Annotated in this window: 16 protein-coding genes and 2 pseudogenes; 7 read left to right on the top strand and 11 right to left on the bottom strand. The window is 37.8% G+C overall.

Translation table 11 applies throughout. The features are described 5' to 3' along the window. Positions 1-141 precede the first annotated feature (141 nt). From ACFIK2_RS07645 to ACFIK2_RS07635, 3 genes are read right to left on the bottom strand one after another with little or no spacing between them, the layout of a single operon-like run. Positions 142-546: a hypothetical protein gene (locus ACFIK2_RS07645; RefSeq protein ID WP_375677105.1), complete on the bottom strand. Its 405-nt coding sequence runs from the start codon at positions 544-546 to the stop codon at positions 142-144. Then, on the bottom strand, positions 543-1,013 hold the full coding sequence (locus tag ACFIK2_RS07640) for a hypothetical protein (protein ID WP_375634693.1): 471 nt from the start codon (positions 1,011-1,013) through the stop codon (positions 543-545). The genes ACFIK2_RS07645 and ACFIK2_RS07640 overlap by 4 nt, the downstream gene beginning before the upstream one ends. Beyond that, positions 1,010-1,930, bottom strand: a complete 921-nt coding sequence (locus ACFIK2_RS07635) for a hypothetical protein (protein WP_375634694.1) — start codon at positions 1,928-1,930, stop codon at positions 1,010-1,012. Before ACFIK2_RS07635 ends, ACFIK2_RS07640 begins: the two co-directional genes overlap by 4 nt. A 73-nt stretch (positions 1,931-2,003) precedes the next feature. Here ACFIK2_RS07635 and ACFIK2_RS07630 point away from each other — a divergent pair, with 73 nt between their 5' ends. The 3 genes and pseudogenes from ACFIK2_RS07630 to ACFIK2_RS07620 form a co-directional block, all read left to right on the top strand. Then, entirely contained in the window at positions 2,004-2,198 is a 195-nt protein-coding gene (locus ACFIK2_RS07630) for a DUF488 family protein (protein ID WP_375634695.1), read from the top strand. 353 nt (positions 2,199-2,551) lie between these two features. Beyond that, positions 2,552-2,923: a hypothetical protein gene (locus tag ACFIK2_RS07625; RefSeq protein ID WP_375633559.1), complete on the top strand. Its 372-nt coding sequence runs from the start codon at positions 2,552-2,554 to the stop codon at positions 2,921-2,923. Continuing rightward, positions 2,875-3,773, top strand: a pseudogene (locus ACFIK2_RS07620) (tyrosine-type recombinase/integrase); the annotation flags it as partial. The gene ACFIK2_RS07625 and the pseudogene ACFIK2_RS07620, both read left to right, overlap by 49 nt. 57 nt (positions 3,774-3,830) lie before the next feature. Here ACFIK2_RS07620 and ACFIK2_RS07615 read toward each other — a convergent pair. From ACFIK2_RS07615 to ACFIK2_RS07590, 6 genes and pseudogenes are all read right to left on the bottom strand, one after another. Further along, entirely contained in the window at positions 3,831-4,130 is a 300-nt protein-coding gene (locus ACFIK2_RS07615; protein ID WP_375618459.1) for a HigA family addiction module antitoxin, read from the bottom strand. A gap of 18 nt (positions 4,131-4,148) precedes the next feature. Further along, positions 4,149-4,429 (bottom strand): annotated as a pseudogene (locus tag ACFIK2_RS07610) (type II toxin-antitoxin system RelE/ParE family toxin). 206 nt (positions 4,430-4,635) lie between these two features. Continuing rightward, positions 4,636-5,304, bottom strand: a complete 669-nt coding sequence (locus ACFIK2_RS07605; RefSeq protein ID WP_375633558.1) for a ribonuclease HII — start codon at positions 5,302-5,304, stop codon at positions 4,636-4,638. 166 nt (positions 5,305-5,470) lie between these two features. Then, positions 5,471-6,379 carry a 4-(cytidine 5'-diphospho)-2-C-methyl-D-erythritol kinase gene (locus ACFIK2_RS07600; RefSeq protein WP_375634696.1) on the bottom strand — a complete coding sequence of 303 codons (909 nt, stop codon included), beginning with the start codon at positions 6,377-6,379 and terminating at the stop codon, positions 5,471-5,473. Between the two features lie 238 nt (positions 6,380-6,617). Continuing rightward, the gene (locus tag ACFIK2_RS07595; protein WP_012754808.1) at positions 6,618-7,466 is read right to left on the bottom strand and encodes a S49 family peptidase; all 849 of its coding nucleotides are present in this window, start codon (positions 7,464-7,466) and stop codon (positions 6,618-6,620) included. A gap of 192 nt (positions 7,467-7,658) precedes the next feature. Continuing rightward, positions 7,659-8,447: a tRNA1(Val) (adenine(37)-N6)-methyltransferase gene (locus ACFIK2_RS07590; protein WP_375633556.1), complete on the bottom strand. Its 789-nt coding sequence runs from the start codon at positions 8,445-8,447 to the stop codon at positions 7,659-7,661. A gap of 180 nt (positions 8,448-8,627) precedes the next feature. Between ACFIK2_RS07590 and ACFIK2_RS07585 the strand changes: the two genes are divergently transcribed. The 4 genes from ACFIK2_RS07585 to glyS all read left to right on the top strand — a co-directional run bounded on the left by ACFIK2_RS07585 (position 8,628) and on the right by glyS (position 14,749). Next, positions 8,628-9,704: a polyprenyl synthetase family protein gene (locus ACFIK2_RS07585; RefSeq protein ID WP_273787893.1), complete on the top strand. Its 1,077-nt coding sequence runs from the start codon at positions 8,628-8,630 to the stop codon at positions 9,702-9,704. 95 nt (positions 9,705-9,799) lie between these two features. Then, positions 9,800-11,494 carry a tetratricopeptide repeat protein gene (locus tag ACFIK2_RS07580; RefSeq protein ID WP_375634697.1) on the top strand — a complete coding sequence of 565 codons (1,695 nt, stop codon included), beginning with the start codon at positions 9,800-9,802 and terminating at the stop codon, positions 11,492-11,494. A gap of 91 nt (positions 11,495-11,585) precedes the next feature. Beyond that, positions 11,586-12,527 carry a glycine--tRNA ligase subunit alpha gene (locus ACFIK2_RS07575; RefSeq protein WP_375606430.1) on the top strand — a complete coding sequence of 314 codons (942 nt, stop codon included), beginning with the start codon at positions 11,586-11,588 and terminating at the stop codon, positions 12,525-12,527. Next, positions 12,527-14,749: a glycine--tRNA ligase subunit beta gene (glyS, locus tag ACFIK2_RS07570; RefSeq protein WP_375634698.1), complete on the top strand. Its 2,223-nt coding sequence runs from the start codon at positions 12,527-12,529 to the stop codon at positions 14,747-14,749. The genes ACFIK2_RS07575 and glyS overlap by 1 nt, the downstream gene beginning before the upstream one ends. Positions 14,750-14,873: 124 nt before the next feature. On the opposite strand, the gene ACFIK2_RS07565 is transcribed toward glyS, so the two are convergent. Next, positions 14,874-15,368 carry a F0F1 ATP synthase subunit B gene (locus ACFIK2_RS07565; RefSeq protein ID WP_375612090.1) on the bottom strand — a complete coding sequence of 165 codons (495 nt, stop codon included), beginning with the start codon at positions 15,366-15,368 and terminating at the stop codon, positions 14,874-14,876. Then, positions 15,365-15,946: a F0F1 ATP synthase subunit B gene (locus ACFIK2_RS07560; RefSeq protein ID WP_375633551.1), complete on the bottom strand. Its 582-nt coding sequence runs from the start codon at positions 15,944-15,946 to the stop codon at positions 15,365-15,367. The genes ACFIK2_RS07565 and ACFIK2_RS07560 overlap by 4 nt, the downstream gene beginning before the upstream one ends. Positions 15,947-15,990: the final 44 nt, after the last annotated feature.

Genomic DNA, 15,990 nt, shown 5'->3' with positions numbered 1-15,990 from the left:
GAGCAAGCAAAACAGCAACGTTATAACGACGCGGCATAAAAAGAAAACCTTGTCACGTAAGGACGGACAAGGCTTTCTCAAACTCATCAACCTGGTGCTTTATTTGGTGTAAATTCAAGGCTTTCTCTGCTGAAGTAAGACTTAAGGTTTGCATTCAAGTTGTTCTGAATGTTTTTTACAATAAGGGCTATTTAAGCGCCTCTTGACACTTCTCTGTGGGATGACAGCACCTGGACGACAAATCGGAAGATTTTCTTCTTTAAAAGTATAACACCATCCCCCTTCATGTTCATCTTTATAGTGGAATCCTGATTGAATCATGCAAGCATGGACTGTTGCCTGTGCATTAATACTCTGCTCTCTGCTTTCTGAATCCTCATCATAAGGCGTTGGCATTCCACATTCTAATAAAGCTTTTCCTATCTCAGTAAAATCTGCTCCTGACTTCTCCCAGATATACATATACCCTGGAGCAGGCTTAAAAAAATTACACCCAGCTATACTTAACAGGATTATCCCGCTTAATAATCTTAAAATGTGTTTCATTTTTTGCTCCATGAATTAATTGAATCAATTTGTATCCGGTGAGATGAACCATAATCATGTCTACATGCTCGATCCGCATTTGCATAACAAACATGAGGACTTGGATAATCAAATAGTACTTTCTTTGCCTCTTTAACTGCGTTACTACCAAGGGGACTCTTGTCAAAAGTAGCGGGATTTTTGCCAAACACAACACCAACAAAATCATCTGCATGGTTTTCCAAGCCGACAGTGGTTTTCTTTCCATCCCTTAAGATATATAACGTATCTGCCATGTCTTGAGTATTATAAGCTGGACCAAAAAAATTAACCGTTGTTTCCTTTGCTATACCGTGAACACCATGCTTTACTAAATCATGTGATCCATTTCCTGCTGTTATGGTACCACGACTATGGGCATCATCATGCAATCCTGTATTGCCATAAAGATACATTGTATCCTGGAATTTCTTGGTTGAATTGGTCAATCCAAAAAAAATCTACCTTCCAGAAACTTCTGAAAAATCGCTATCCCTACTTCCACTTCCCAGTCTTCAGCTTCTGGGAAGTATGTAAAATAAAGGGGACCATGATCATTGTCAGCAAACTGGACAGTATAACGCGCAGCATCATCTGGTGAGGTAAAAATACCATTGTAAAACATATGAACCTTGCCATCAGAACCTTTTTGTAAATGTTTTTCTTCTTCTGGTGTTAAATAGTGATACAGAGGTATTTTTCTTCCATAGCTGTCTTTTATATAGTTTCCATTTTTATCTGTTGCATAGAGGACATTGCCATTTTCATCATGCTCAACCTCACCCTCAGGATGCTCTTTGAGATATGCGAATTCACGTATTTTGTCCCAGTATCCCAATCCTTCATCCGATAAATCATTGATCATATCTACGCGATTATGCACTACCCCCTCAAGCGATGCGACATCTAGCTGTTCTACTGCTTGGTGTGCTGCTGCGGTGTTGCGGTTGAGAGAGCCAATGATTTGTCCAGCATCTTGCCCCATCGCCCTCTGTCCAGTTGTATCAGTAAGGATGATAGTCCCATCACTGATAGCAGATTTGGTTTCCCCTTCTGCTCCATCCTTGGCTTTGCCGTGATTTAAAACATTCTTGGCAATGTTTTTTATCGTGTCATTCCCAGAAAGGCTAAACCCATGGCTGCTGGCTTTAGCATGGGCACTGTTGCTGATATCACTGGTGCTAATGCTTCCAGTGGTCAGGCTGTTTTTGTCCGCCGAGGCTGTGCTAGCAATAATGCCTCCGGTTAGGGTCGTTTTGTCTTTAACAATGATATTAAAGCCGCCATCACCCGCTTTGATGCCTGATTGCTCCACAACACTATGATAATCGCTAGAGGATTTATCCTTTTGGAAAGAGGCACTCATGGAGCCCCCACCTATTTACTAAGGAAATTAAACGTGTGTAACATCAAACATATCATCATACAGTCTGCTAAAGATGAGAGCTTTGTTTTTTACCATTGGCTATGAAAGAAAATCCTTTGAGGACTATTTCAATCAACTTATCAAAAATAATATTAAACTTTTGTATGATATTCGTAAAAATCCAATAAGCAGAAAATACGGATTTTCAAAAAGACAATTAGAGAAAGTTGTAAACAACATTGATATTGAATATATGGCATATGCCTGAACTTGGAATCGCCTCTGAAAAACGAAGAAATTTGAAAACACAAAAGATTATGATCGCCTTTTTGAAGATTATCAAAATACAACTCTCAAGGATAATTCTTGTGCAATAAACAAATTATATCAAATTTTTTTAACAAAAAGCGCGTTGCAATCACCTGTTTTGAAGCCAATGTATGCATGTGTCATAGAGGACAACTCGCATTAGCTCTCATTCCATTGCCTGATTGGAAATATGAAATTAAGCACATCTAAAAAATAAATTTGCATATTTTTTTAAAATGGGAGTGCCCATATGCCTCCCAGCCCCCTACCCATTCCTAACAACTTTTAAGTGATGCATGATTCACGCTACGGGTGAATTCTGCGCAAATCAAGGAAAAGAAATATGAACTGACCGATGAAACAATTGAGGTTGGTGGATACATTACACTTTACCGCATCCGTGCTTTGAGAGACTTTGGAGATGTAAAGGCAGGTGATCTTGGCGCTTTTACACAAAAAGAAGACAATCTAAGTCATGATGGCAATTGCTGGATAAGTGATGATGCAAAAGTCTATGGTTATGCCAAGGTTTTTGGGGATGCACATGTTTACGGTGGCACATTTATTAGTGGAAAAGCTAAAATTTATGGAAATACTAAAATTTATGACAGTCCATTGATTTCCATCAGAGCAAATATACGCTGGCTATTAAACAAGCGCAAAATGGCATCTCCAAGAAAATAAACAGACTTACAAAAGGCTCTTTCGATTGGTTATTGCATCAGTATTTACAAAGCATGCAATGGCATAATCAATTAGAATCTACTAAAAAAATTAAATATCGAATTCTGAATAATGTTTCTAAACATATCGGTGATCGTGCATATAAAAGCATAAACAAACAACACATTCTTGAAGCCGTAGATAGAAGGCGAGAGACCCCCGCGGCGGTAAAACATTTTTTGACCTCTTTAAACAGTCTCTTTAATTGGGCGGTTGATAATGATCTTTTGAATAGAAATCCTGCTTTTAATTAAAAGCACCAAAATCTTTAAACAGTGGGGGATTACTGCCATGGCTAGAAGAGGACATAGACAAATATTATCACCGTTGGTCACATGGTACACATGAACGCGTCTGGATTGATGTTCTTCTTTATACAGGCTTGCGTCGTGGTGATGCCGTTCGTATCGGCTGGAAAGATATCACAACAGATAATATTATTCATTTAAAAACAGAAAAGAGCCAATTTAAAACAGATGTTTTTCTTCCTATTTTATCAGAACTAGAGGAAACCCTTAAAATTGGTCCCATAGGTGATGAAACATTCATTTGTGGTAAAGGTGGAAATAAGCTTGTCAAAGAAAGTTTTGGCAACCTCTTTCATGAAGCATGTAATGCGGCGGGTATTAAAAAATCAGCGCACCGATTGCGAAAATTAGCAGCAAAACGTGCTGCCAATGCTGGTGCTACGGTTTCACAAATGAAAGCGCTTTTTGGCTGGACAGAAGATAAAATGGCATCCCTTTGTACCAGAACAGCCGATAGAAAACGACTTGCAATAGAAGCAATCAAAAAGCTACAAAAAAGTTAGAGCAATGGGCAGCAGCTAAAAAAACAAACCAAAGCACCATCAAAATTATTAACGAAATCAAAGCGGCGTTTGAGGTGTATCAGAAACAAGAAGAGAAATAGGTGGTTGTGCCTGTTGCTTTGTTTGCCATAAATTATAGTTTGTTTGCATATCCAACCAAAATTTTGCTTTACTGAAACCAGCTAATTCTAATTTAATAGCAAGCTCGGTACTTATAGAAGCATGTCCGTTAATCACTCTTGATAAAGAAGCTCTTGTCATATGGAGATGATCAGCTAATTTTTGTATTGTTATCCCCATTTCTTCTAAGAAAGCTACTTTCAGAACTTCACCCGGATGTGCGGGGTTATGCATCATTTTCTTTCATTCCTCTCATCAATGGTAATCTTGATAATCAACAAGCTCCACATCTGTTCCTATAAAGCGAAAAGTAACACGCCAATTTCCATTCATCCATATAGAATAGTACCCTGTAAGTTCACCTTTAAGAGGGTGTATTTTAAAGGCAGGCGCTCTCAACATTTCAGGCGTAGTAGCACTTGTTAAAGCCGTTAAGATAACGCGTAATTTTTTACGTGATCTGGTCAAATAGCTTTTGTGGAACCTGTTGTATAAAATAATTTTAAGCCCTTATGTTTAAAACTCACAATTGCCATATACTGCCCCTTGTCGTATATCATTGCTATACGGTTAATAACAATAAGAGTCAAGCCCATGTTAGAAATATCTGATTATATATCTGGAAAAAATGGATGGGAATAAGTGATAAAAAAGCTTCAAAAAGGTTAGGGATAGACACCCAAAAAAACATAACAGAATCAATGATTATAAAATCCCTTACTCTTGTAATAAATTATTGATTTTAATTGCCTTTTTTACACTCTTTTAGTGGTGCAAAACTATAACGATGTAATCCTATAACTGGTCCATATTTATCAAGAGCTGTACGATGCGCTAGCGTTGCATAACCTACATGCTTCTCTAAACCATACCCTTTATAAACTTGTCCTGCACATTCCATCATCCGGTCACGCGTTACTTTTGCAATAATAGATGCGGCTGCAATGGAAACCGAACGCTGATCACCCTTAATCAACGCCATTGCAGGACAGGACAACTCAGAAGGAATATCACGCCCATCAACAAGGACATAGTGGACTGGAATGGCTAATCCTATAATACAGCGACGCATTGCTTCTAAAGTTGCTTTTCTAATATTGGATTGATCAATTGTACGAGCACAAAGACTGGCAACTGAAACCGCTAATGCACTTTGCAAAATTTCATGATAAAGTCTATTTCGTTGGAGAAAAGAAAGTTTTTTTGAATCATTTAACCCATTAGGAATACGATCTTTATCCAAGATAACTGCTGCTGTTACCACAGGTCCAGCGAGAGGCCCCCGTCCTACTTCATCAACACCTGCTATATGAAAAAAACCCTGTTTTTGCAAATACAATTCGCACGAAAAATTTGGTTGTAGCGGAAAATTAAACATCTTTGATAAATCACAAATACAACAAACATACATCTATTTCTGTAGACTGATCATTTTTTGCAAGCATTACAGTTTTAAATGGCTCTTCAAACATTCCGCGAATTCTTGCACAAAAAATAAAAAAACACATTTCTTTGGTTACCCTCTTTTATTATGTATAATAAAATCATGATGAAATAAAAGCTTTTATATTTATTTATCAAATAGTTCCTAAAGTCATGATAGGTTTTATAAACCAATTTGGGTGCATTGATTTGATAAAAAGAGCTGCTTGTTGCGCCGTTTGTTTATTTTTAAAAATGCCAAAGCAAGTTGCTCCCGTTCCAGACATACGGGAAAAAAGAGCCCCACATTCATCTAATATAGATAACACTTCAGCTAACTGAGGTGCTATTTTTAATGCAGGAGAAAAAAGATCATTACGCGTTTCTTGTAAAACTTCAACTAATGAATCAACACTCTTTAAAGCGTCTGTATTAATTTTTAAAGAAGGATTATGACGCTTCTCTAACGCTTTAAAAACAGCTTGTGTTGAAATCTCTTGTCCATGATTAACCAATACCATTGCTAATGAACAAGCTTCTTTTAGTCGTATCATCTCTTGACCAATCCCTTTAACCAAAAGCGGCTGCTGATACTTTAATGCACAAAGGCACATGGGAACATCAGCACCAAGAACTAAGCTCATTTTTGCTAATTCTTCGTAAGAGCAATCAAGATTCCACTGCCGACGCAACATGCTGATAACCCCAGCTGCATCACCTGAGCCACCACCAATGCCTGAAGCAACAGGTAATGTTTTTACAAGCCGAAAAAAAGCAGGTTGAGCACATTCCGGAAAAGTCTTATGCATAAAGTCCCGTGCGCGAATAACCAAATTGTCTAAATGAGAAACAAGCCCTTTTGCAAACGGCCCCGTCAAAACAAACTGATTATTTTCACAAGGTGCATAGTGTAGACAATCACCGCTAAGACTAAAATAAACCAAACTTTCTATTAAATGATACCCATCAGCACGTTGCCCCACAACATGTAGAGCTAAATTCAATTTAATAGGTGTAAATAAATAGGAATGTCTTTGGAACGAAGTTTGTACATTTGATATCATATGACGTAATATTCACTTACATAGGGTTCTTTTAAAAATTCCCCCCTTTTACCCATACTTTTAGCACGAGCCCTATAAACAGCTTGGAATATTCTTAATCGTTTTCTAAAAAAACAATAAATATAAAGAGTTCTCATACAAAATAAACGACATGTTCTCATTCATATCATTTCAAGCCTTTTTTCTTCTAGCATCTGTTTTTAGATAAAAATCTCTCTGGCTTGAATGATCCTTTCCATCACAAACCATAACGCTGCCAAAGCGCTCGCTCTTCTGCTGCCATCAATGCACTATCAACGACTGTATAAACCGTATGTGCCGTCACTCCTGAAGGCGTTTTAGGTCCTAAAAAACTTTTTGGAGGCATAATAAGTCGAAGTTTTGCATCATTACCAAAGCGCTCCTTAATAACAGAACGTACATCATTCAATCCATCAACCAGACCAAGCTCAACGCTTTGTTTTCCACTCCAAAACATTCCTGTAAAGAGATTCGAATCATCTGATAATTTTTCAGCACGCCGTTCTTTAACCAAATCGATAAAAGTTTGATGCACTTCAAGTTGGAGAGATTTCAAATGCTCAATATCCGCCTTTTTTTCTGGCTGAAATGGATCTAATGTAACTTTGTTCTTTCCTGCTGTGTATACACGCCGTTCGATACCAATTTTCTTCAAAAGTTCCGGAAAACCAAAGGAAGCTGAAACCACTCCAATGGAACCAACAATTGAAGAAGGATCTGCAAAAATTTCATCCCCTGCACAAGCAATCATATAACCACCAGATGCTGCAATATCTTCAATAAACACAAGTACCTTTTTATTTTTTTCTTCTGCCAAGTCACGAATGCGCTTGAAGATAAAACGCGATTGTACAGGTGAACCACCAGGAGAATTAATAATAAGTGCAACAGCCGGTGACTTTTTGTGTGCGAAAGCCTTCTCTAAAAGATTTGCACACCTACTGAGGGAAAGGGTACGAGATATAGATGCTGATGAATCCATAATTGCTCCTTGAAGGCGCACCACAGGAATTTCAAGTTTATCGGAAGAAAAACGGCGTGGAATAAAACTTTTAATAAAATCCATCAAAACAAAATCTCCTTATAAATTAAGAACAATTAAATAGGCAAGGACAACAAAAAGGAACAACGCTATAATATCCAAAAGCGCCAATCAATCCCCACATTACAACCAGAAATATAACTTCACCCAAAAGCTAAACCTCCCTAATGACAAAGTGTAGACTTTAAATAATAAACTAAAAAACACAAGATACTATTAGAAAAGTTCCCACAAGCTTATATATCCATTATTAATTGCATCAACTCGAGGTGAAAAAGTATGGTCATTACCTTCATGTATAACCAATGCCGGTAAAATAGATAAAGCTGCTCTGCTTCCTCGTTTTGCGTAAAATAAAAGACGAATTGCTGCTGTTTTCGCACGGGCATGCACAGGAATTATACAAATACCACCAAAACGCCCTTCTAAAGCACGCAAGATATCTGTCAGCGATTGTGGACGTGCAATGAGCCCTAAGTATCCACCTGGCTTAACAATAGCTGCTGCACTCCGCAACCAGTTATCAAACATTGCTTCAGACATAACATGTGCTTCAGATTTTTGTTTATCAGGTGTCTTACGATCGGTGGGATTATTAAAAGGTGGATTCATAATCGCAAAATCAAAGCTATTATCTATCAAACCTGCTTTTATACGGGCATTCCCTTTGAAGGTAACATCTGCTTCTAGCAAACAAATTCGGCTAGCAAATTGTTTATTTTGTTTTAGCATAAGCGTTTTTTGAGCGTAAGATACCATAAAAGCTGAACGTTCAACTAAGGTAACATGAACTTTCAGACAACGCGAAGCAACAGCCAACCCTGCAGCTCCAGCACCTGCGCCTAAATCAACAACCTTGCCCTTTAAATTACTTGGAACCAAACTAGCCAATAACATCGCATCCATTCCAGAACGATGACCATATTTATGGGGTTGAACCAAATAAAATTTTCCGCGGTGAAAACTGTCAATTGTTTCACCACTCTGATTCGTTGTTTTATCCATTTAAAAGCCTAATGTTCACCTTTATAAACTGCATTTTTGCCATTCAGCTGCTATTTTAAATTTTTTTATTATTTCATAACAACAAGATTACACTCGCTAAAGAACATTTCTTGCCAATAACATTCCAAGCTTACACTTCAAAGCGCCATCAAAAGCTTGAGTCAAAACCAAACCCCCTTTATGCTAGTAAATAAAGTAAATTTTATATATGTCCATTGCAATACTCTAGGAGTAAACACATTGAGCGCAGCTATCAAACCAGAACAAATAAGAAATAATCAAATTTCTCTTCAATCTCTTGTCAATCTTACTCAAAAAGATATGGAGCGTGTAAATCAATTTATTCTCTCTATGGCAAAATCAGAGGTTGAGATGATCCCTGAAATTTCTAACCATCTTATTTCATCAGGTGGAAAGCGATTACGCCCAATGATTACGCTCGCTTCTGCTCATATGTTCGGTTATCAAAGTGACGGACATATAAAACTCGCAACAGCTGTTGAATTTATGCATACAGCAACATTACTACACGATGATGTGATTGATGAAAGTAATTTGCGACGTGGAAAATCCACGGCACGGATGATTTGGGGGAATCAAGCAAGCGTACTTGTTGGTGATTTCCTGTTGGGTCAGGCTTTTAAAATGATGGTCGATGTCGGTTCCATAGAAGCGCTCTCTGTCCTAGCGAACGCTGCTGCAATTATTGCTGAAGGAGAAGTCATGCAACTTTCTGCTGCAAAAAATATCAAAACCAGCCCTTCAGACTATCTCAAAATCATCAATGCCAAAACAGCCGCACTTTTTTCAGCAGCCGCTGAAGTAGGACCGATTGTTGCTGGCTATGGACATAAAGAGCGTTCTTCATTACGTGAATATGGAACATCTTTAGGTTTAGCTTTCCAATTGATTGATGATGCACTTGACTATAGCGGTAGTGCTCAAAGCTTAGGAAAAAATATAGGGGATGATTTTAGAGAAGGAAAAATAACAATGCCTGTTATTATCGCATATGAACGTGGAAATATAGTAGAAAAAAATTTCTGGAAACAAGCACTTGAAGATGGCAATAACAATAATGAAGCCTTCGCATACGCGCAACACTTAATAGAAAAGTATGATAGTATCACAGATACAATAGAACAAGCACGCATCTACGGAAAACATGCAATTGATGCTCTTGTTCCCATGAACGAAAATCTTGCTTACAATGCTCTCGTTGAGACTGTTGAATTTTGTATTGCGCGCGTAAACTGAATTCTTTGCAAGAATCGCAGTATTTCTCAATAAAGTAATGAGATATGATCTATAAACAACACCATCGATTGATTATCTTGAAAAGGATTAGCTCCATGTGCTCTGCAACGGTATCCCGAATTTTTACCCTCTTTATCGTGGGTATCATGCTGATGCCATTCCCCACCTACAGTAAAATAAGCACCGCAATTCATACAAGCTCATTTACAGGTGCTTATTTAGCTGGAAGGGTTGCAAATCATGAAAATAAAACAGAACTTGCTATCAATTACTTTAAACAAGCACTCATTTATCAACCTGATAACATTGAAACACAAAAAGAGCTCCTTGAAGCTATGCTCTCGGTCGGAAACTTTAAAGAAGCTGTCCAACAAGCCCAAAAACTCAAAGAGCAAGATGTTATAACTCCCTTTGTTTCCTTAACTTTGTCAGTAGAAAGTCTCATCAAAAAAGACTATAAGAATGCCAATTTTCTTCTACAATCAAAAGAACCTCCGAAATCCAATAATCCAATACCTGAACTCATCGGTGCTTGGATTAAATTTGGATCTGGACAAAAATCTCAAGCAATCACTGATCTTAAGAAACTCAAAGGTCCTGTCTGGTATGACCTTTTTATATCTTATCATCTAGCACTTATGAGCGACCTTGCAGAACAGCCAAAGGATGCAAAAAAATATTTCATTAAAGCACTGAATAACAAACAGGGAACTCTTATCGCTCCTAATACTTATGAGCGTATTATCATAGCCTATGCCTCATTCCAATTGCGCCATAATATGCGCAACCAAGCTCTTCAAACAATCCAGCATGGCGAACAAATGTTGTCAGATCGAGAAGTCCTTAAAAACTTTCGAGAAAAAATTGAAAAAAATTCTTTCTTAGAGAGAGTTATTAAAACACCTCAACAAGGAGCAGCCGAGGTATTATATAATTTTGGAACAGCCCTCAACTACAAAAACTCAGGGCGAATTGCACGTATTTTTAAGCAATTATCTTTCGCCTTATACCCTCAAAATGACGCAACACTGTTTCAGCTCGCACACATTTCTGCTAAATTGAACGATCCACATCAAGCAATTAAACTTTATCGCGCTTTATCCCCTAAATCTCCTTATTATAAAGATGGACAACTTCATCTTGCATTCCTTCTTGCCAATAACAACAATTACAAAGAAGCAATAAAATTACTCACATTGTTAAATAAAAAATTTCCCAATGATCGTAATATTTTGATAACGCTCGTTGCTTTTTATATGCAGGACAATAAATTTCTTGAGGCCATTAAAACTCTAGACTACGCTATTACAAAGATAAAAAACTTTCAGCAGGACGATTGGAAACTCTTTTATCAGCGTGGTATTGCTTTTGAACGTTTAAAGCAATGGTCAAAAGCAGAACTTGACTTGCGAAAATCACTTGAATTTTTCCCAAATCAACCGCAGGTTCTTAATTATTTAGCCTATTCCCTTGTGGAACGTGGTGAGAAGCTTGAAGAATCGCTCCGTATGCTACAAAAAGCCTCTGCTTTACAAGCTCACAACAGCCATATTCTCGATTCTTTAGGGTGGGCTTATTATAAACTAAAAGAATATAATAAAGCAGTGCAAATATTAGAAAATGCTGTCAGATTACAACCTGAGGACCCAACACTGAATGATCATTTAGGGGATGCCTATTGGAAAGTTGGGCGTAAACGTGAAGCAATCTTTCAATGGAACCATGCAATTGACGGAAAACCAGAAAATTCTGAACAAATTCAAGAAAAGTTGAAATTTGGTTTGCAATAAACGATGCTTAACCATAAACCACATGAATAATAAATAGAGAAACTAAAATTACTTTGGTTTTTTGTTTAGTCCAATATAAAGAGTATAAAGCGTGAAACTACCTGAACATCTTAACCCCAAACGTTCTTTTCAGGGACTAATCTTAACTTTGCAAAATTATTGGGCACACTATGGATGTGCAATTTTGCAACCTTACGATATGGAAGTCGGAGCTGGGACTTTTCATCCAGCAACAACATTACGCTCTCTAGGACCACGCCCTTGGAAAGTTGCTTATGTCCAACCCTCTCGACGTCCAACAGATGGCCGATATGGTAAGAATCCAAATCGTTTACAACACTATTATCAATTCCAAGTGCTTCTCAAACCCTCTCCGCTCAATCTACAAGAACTTTATATAAAGTCGCTACAAGCTATCGGGCTTGATACAAAACTGCATGATATTCGCTTTGTTGAAGATGATTGGGAAAGTCCCACTCTTGGTGCTTGGGGGCTTGGATGGGAATGTTGGTGCGATGGAATGGAAGTCTCTCAATTTACTTATTTTCAACAAGTGTGCGGCATTGAATGCGCTCCTGTTTCAGGGGAACTCACATACGGTCTTGAGCGTCTAGCGATGTATATCCAAGGGGTTGATAACGTCTATGACCTTAACTTTAATGGTTTGGAGGGAGAAAACAAAATAAGTTATAGAGATATTTTTTTACAGGCAGAACAGGAATACTCATATTATAACTTCGAATTTGCTGATACAAAACTGCTCCATCAGCACTTTATCGATGCAGAACGCGAATGCAGCGCACTTCTTGATGCTGGAAAACCAAATAAAGAAAATGTATTCCATCGCTGTGTTTTTCCTGCCTATGATCAATGTATTAAAGCAAGCCATATCTTTAATCTTTTGCAAGCACGTGGCGTTATTTCTGTAACCGAACGACAAAATTACATTCTTCGCGTTCGTAATCTCGCCCGCCGTTGTGGGGAAGCCTTCTTACTCACAGAAGCTGGACAAATATATACTGGAGAAGCCTAATGTCTGATCTTCTTCTTGAACTTTTCAGTGAAGAAATCCCTGCACGTATGCAACGAAAAGCTGCTGCTGATCTTAAAAAATCTGTTACAGATCAACTTGTGAATGCTGGATTGATCTATGAAGCTGCTCGTGAATATTGGACACCTTGTCGGCTCACATTGGACATACGCGGACTTTCCATACGCTCCAAAGATATCCATGAAGAACGCAAAGGTCCCAGTATAAAATCACCACAGCATGTAATTGATGGTTTTCTACGTGCAACAGGATTAAACGATATTTCTGAAGCGCATATTGGACATGATGATAAAAAAGGTCATTTTTATATTGCTAAAATTGTTAAAAAAGGTCGAGCTGCAGAAGAAATTATTGCCGATATTTTACCGGATATTATCCGCAACTTTCCGTGGCCGAAATCTATGCGTTGGGGAAAAGATTCAGCACAAAGTGGTACTCTGAAGTGGATTAGACCTTTACAAAACATTCTTTGCATCTTCGGACCAGAAATTGGTGAAACACATGTTATTCCGTTTACAATTGGTTCTCTTAAAAGCAATAATTTAACTTATGGTCATCGTTTCTTAAGTGATGGAAAGCCATTTCAAGTGCGCCGCTTTGATGACTATGTTACTCAACTTGAAACCCATAAAGTCATTCTGGATGCCGAAAGACGAAAGAATATTATTTTAGCTGATGCCCAAAATCTCTGCTTTGCAAACGGTTTAGAACTGGTTCAAGACAATCCCCTCCTAGAAGAAGTTGCTGGTCTTGTTGAATGGCCTGTTATCTTGATGGGTGATTTTGACCAATCATTCCTTGATATTCCTCCAGAAATTATTCGCTTGACCATTCGAGCCAATCAAAAATGTTTTGTCACCCGCAAACAAGGAGAAAAAGTAAAACTTTCTCATCATTTTATTCTCGTTTCTAATATTCTTGCAAATGATGAAGGCAAAGAAATTTCGAAAGGAAATAGTAAGGTTGTCCGTGCCCGTCTTTCTGATGCACTTCATTTTTGGCAAACCGATCAGCGTGATTTGCCTGATCTTCAACAATTGGAATCTTCTATAAAAAAATTTCAACTTGATATAAAAAAGCCTCTCGATCAAAGAATGGCACGACTTGATCATTTGAATGTAACTTTTCATGCTAAATTAGGTACACAAGGAGCAAGGGTAGAACGCATTGCTACACTCGCACAAGAAATTGCCCCTTTGATACAAACAGATCCTCTTTTAGCAAAACGTGCAGCCATCCTTGCAAAAGCTGATTTGCAAACAGAAATTGTCGGAGAATTTCCTGAACTACAAGGTGTTATGGGGAAAAAATACGCCCTTCTTCAAGGGGAAGATCCTCGCATAGCTGTAGCAATCGAAGACCATTATAAACCTCAAGGACCAACAGATCGTCTTCCACAAGAACCACTTGCTATAACCGTTATGCTCTCCGACAAAATTGACATGCTCGTTGGCTTTTGGCTCATTAATGAAAAACCAACGGGCTCAAAAGATCCCTATGCGTTAAGACGAGCAGCATTGGGAATTATTAGGCTTGTACTTTCGCGAGATTGGAAAATCAATCTTATGCCACTGTTTCAGTTAGCAATGAATCTTTTCTTACAACAAAAAAATAAATATGAAATCTCTCAAAGAGAAAATTCACAATTGATGAATCTGCTTCCAGAAAAAAATGAATATATTTTATCAGACCTGTTATTCTTTTTTCATGACCGTTTGAAAATCTATCTAAAAGAGGAAGGTGCTCGTTACGATGCCCTTGAAGCCGTTTTAAATAAAGATTCTGATGATTTTTTATTGGTTGCACGTCGTGTCGAATCGCTTATCGCTTTTATCAATACCTATGATGGAATGAACTTTGTAGCCTCTGTAAAACGTACTGCCAATATTCTTGAAAATGAATTTCAAAAAAGCACAACAATAGCGAATGAAATTAATCCTGAGCTCTTTGTCGAGAAAGAAGAAAAGCAGCTCTATCATGCAATCTGTGAAGTAGAAAGAAAGGTTCTTGCCCCCATCAATGCAACAAATTTATCATTTGCCCTCAGTGTGCTAGCGCCACTTGGAAAATTGATTGATATATTTTTTGAAAAAGTATTGGTGAATGATAAAAAACCTGATATTCGTGCTAACCGTCTTGCTCTTCTCAAACGCACTTACATTGTGACACAATCGGTTGCAGACTTCTCAAAACTTGTCATTTAAAATCAAAATACCCTATTAACTGATAAAAACAATGAAGATAATTTTTTCTTTTTTATGACTTTTATTAATTAATATTGAGAAAATTATGCAACCAAAGAGAGTGTTCTTTATCTCTCAAATATCATTAATTAAGATATGTTTTCATTTTGATAAATGATTCTTTCTCAAGAGACTCTTTGATAAGTTCATCAGCCTTGTTAGAATCTATTTCCCTTGCAATAAGGGTACGTGCTGTAGAAATTGCCAAATCAATCGCCGATGAAGAAACCATGCGTATTGCATCGGCTTCTGCTTGGGCAATTTTTTGTTCTGCCAATTTATTGCGGTTTTTTACATATTCTTCTGCTTTTGCACGGGCCTCAGCAATAACAGATTCAACTTCATGCTTTGCTGCTGCAATAATTTCTTGCGCATCTTTTTCTGCTTCTGCATGTTTGCGTTGATATTCAGCCAATATTTCCTGTGCCTCTTCACGAAGACGCAGCGCCTCATCCAGTTCATCTTTGATACGTTTCGCGCGTGCATCAAGATGGTGTATAACCCTCTGTGGAATTTGGAAATAGACTAAAAGAGCCAAAAAAAGAACTAACCCAACAAATGCCCAAAAAGTATCAGTCATCTTTGTCTTCCTCCATAATCCGCAGTTTTAACAACTGAACGAACAGCCTCTTTGCTGATATCAACGTCAATCAATTTTTTCACAATTTCAAGAGCTACTTCTTCAGCGATAGAACCAACATTTTGCATCGCTTTATCCCGAATTTTTGTTATCTGTTTTTCAGCATCTGCGAGTTTTTTCTCTAGACTCTCTTCAATTTCTTTCCGTTCAAGCTCTGCCTTTTCTTTTAATTCTTCACTAGCTACCTGCGCTATAGCCTGCGCGTTCAAACGCGCTTCCGCTAATTTCCGCTCATAAGTTTCAACAACAATGTCTGCTTCTTGCTTCATGCGCATTGCCTGATCTAAATCAGATGCTATTCGATCTCGCCGTGTTTCAATAACACCGCCAATACGTGGTACAATTACACGGGAGATAAAAAGATAAAAAAGTACGAAAGAAATTGCCAACCAGAAAAAATGCGAACCAAAATGCACAAAATCAAAAGGCGGAAACACACGATTTGCATGCTCTGCCACTTTTTTAATATGTTCTATCGACGTTTCAGTGTTCTGTGCATAAGCGCTTGAAACAAACATCTTCTTTCATCCCTTAAATAGCTTATTAAAGCCCTCTATAACCG

It is taken from the genome of Bartonella sp. AP88XZML (assembly GCF_042195565.1).
In the GTDB taxonomy this organism is placed as follows: Bacteria; Pseudomonadota; Alphaproteobacteria; order Rhizobiales; family Rhizobiaceae; genus Bartonella.
The sequence above is the reverse complement of the archived record's forward strand: the minus strand, read 5'-3'. Positions and strand labels throughout refer to the sequence as shown.

Bases quoted from the DNA above. Each gene is read 5' to 3' on its own strand.
- ACFIK2_RS07645 (WP_375677105.1), bottom strand. From the start codon at position 546: ATGAAACACATTTTAAGATTATTAAGCGGGATAATCCTGTTAAGTATA.
- ACFIK2_RS07635 (WP_375634694.1), bottom strand. From the start codon at position 1,930: ATGAGTGCCTCTTTCCAAAAGGATAAATCCTCTAGCGATTATCATAGT.
- ACFIK2_RS07630 (WP_375634695.1), top strand. From the start codon at position 2,004: ATGAGAGCTTTGTTTTTTACCATTGGCTATGAAAGAAAATCCTTTGAG.
- ACFIK2_RS07615 (WP_375618459.1), bottom strand. From the start codon at position 4,130: ATGATGCATAACCCCGCACATCCGGGTGAAGTTCTGAAAGTAGCTTTC.
- ACFIK2_RS07605 (WP_375633558.1), bottom strand. From the start codon at position 5,304: ATGTATGTTTGTTGTATTTGTGATTTATCAAAGATGTTTAATTTTCCG.
- ACFIK2_RS07600 (WP_375634696.1), bottom strand. From the start codon at position 6,379: ATGATATCAAATGTACAAACTTCGTTCCAAAGACATTCCTATTTATTT.
- ACFIK2_RS07595 (WP_012754808.1), bottom strand. From the start codon at position 7,466: ATGGATTTTATTAAAAGTTTTATTCCACGCCGTTTTTCTTCCGATAAA.
- ACFIK2_RS07590 (WP_375633556.1), bottom strand. From the start codon at position 8,447: ATGGATAAAACAACGAATCAGAGTGGTGAAACAATTGACAGTTTTCAC.
- ACFIK2_RS07585 (WP_273787893.1), top strand. From the start codon at position 8,628: ATGCTAGTAAATAAAGTAAATTTTATATATGTCCATTGCAATACTCTA.
- ACFIK2_RS07580 (WP_375634697.1), top strand. From the start codon at position 9,800: ATGTGCTCTGCAACGGTATCCCGAATTTTTACCCTCTTTATCGTGGGT.
- glyS (WP_375634698.1), top strand. From the start codon at position 12,527: ATGTCTGATCTTCTTCTTGAACTTTTCAGTGAAGAAATCCCTGCACGT.
- ACFIK2_RS07565 (WP_375612090.1), bottom strand. From the start codon at position 15,368: ATGACTGATACTTTTTGGGCATTTGTTGGGTTAGTTCTTTTTTTGGCT.
- ACFIK2_RS07560 (WP_375633551.1), bottom strand. From the start codon at position 15,946: ATGTTTGTTTCAAGCGCTTATGCACAGAACACTGAAACGTCGATAGAA.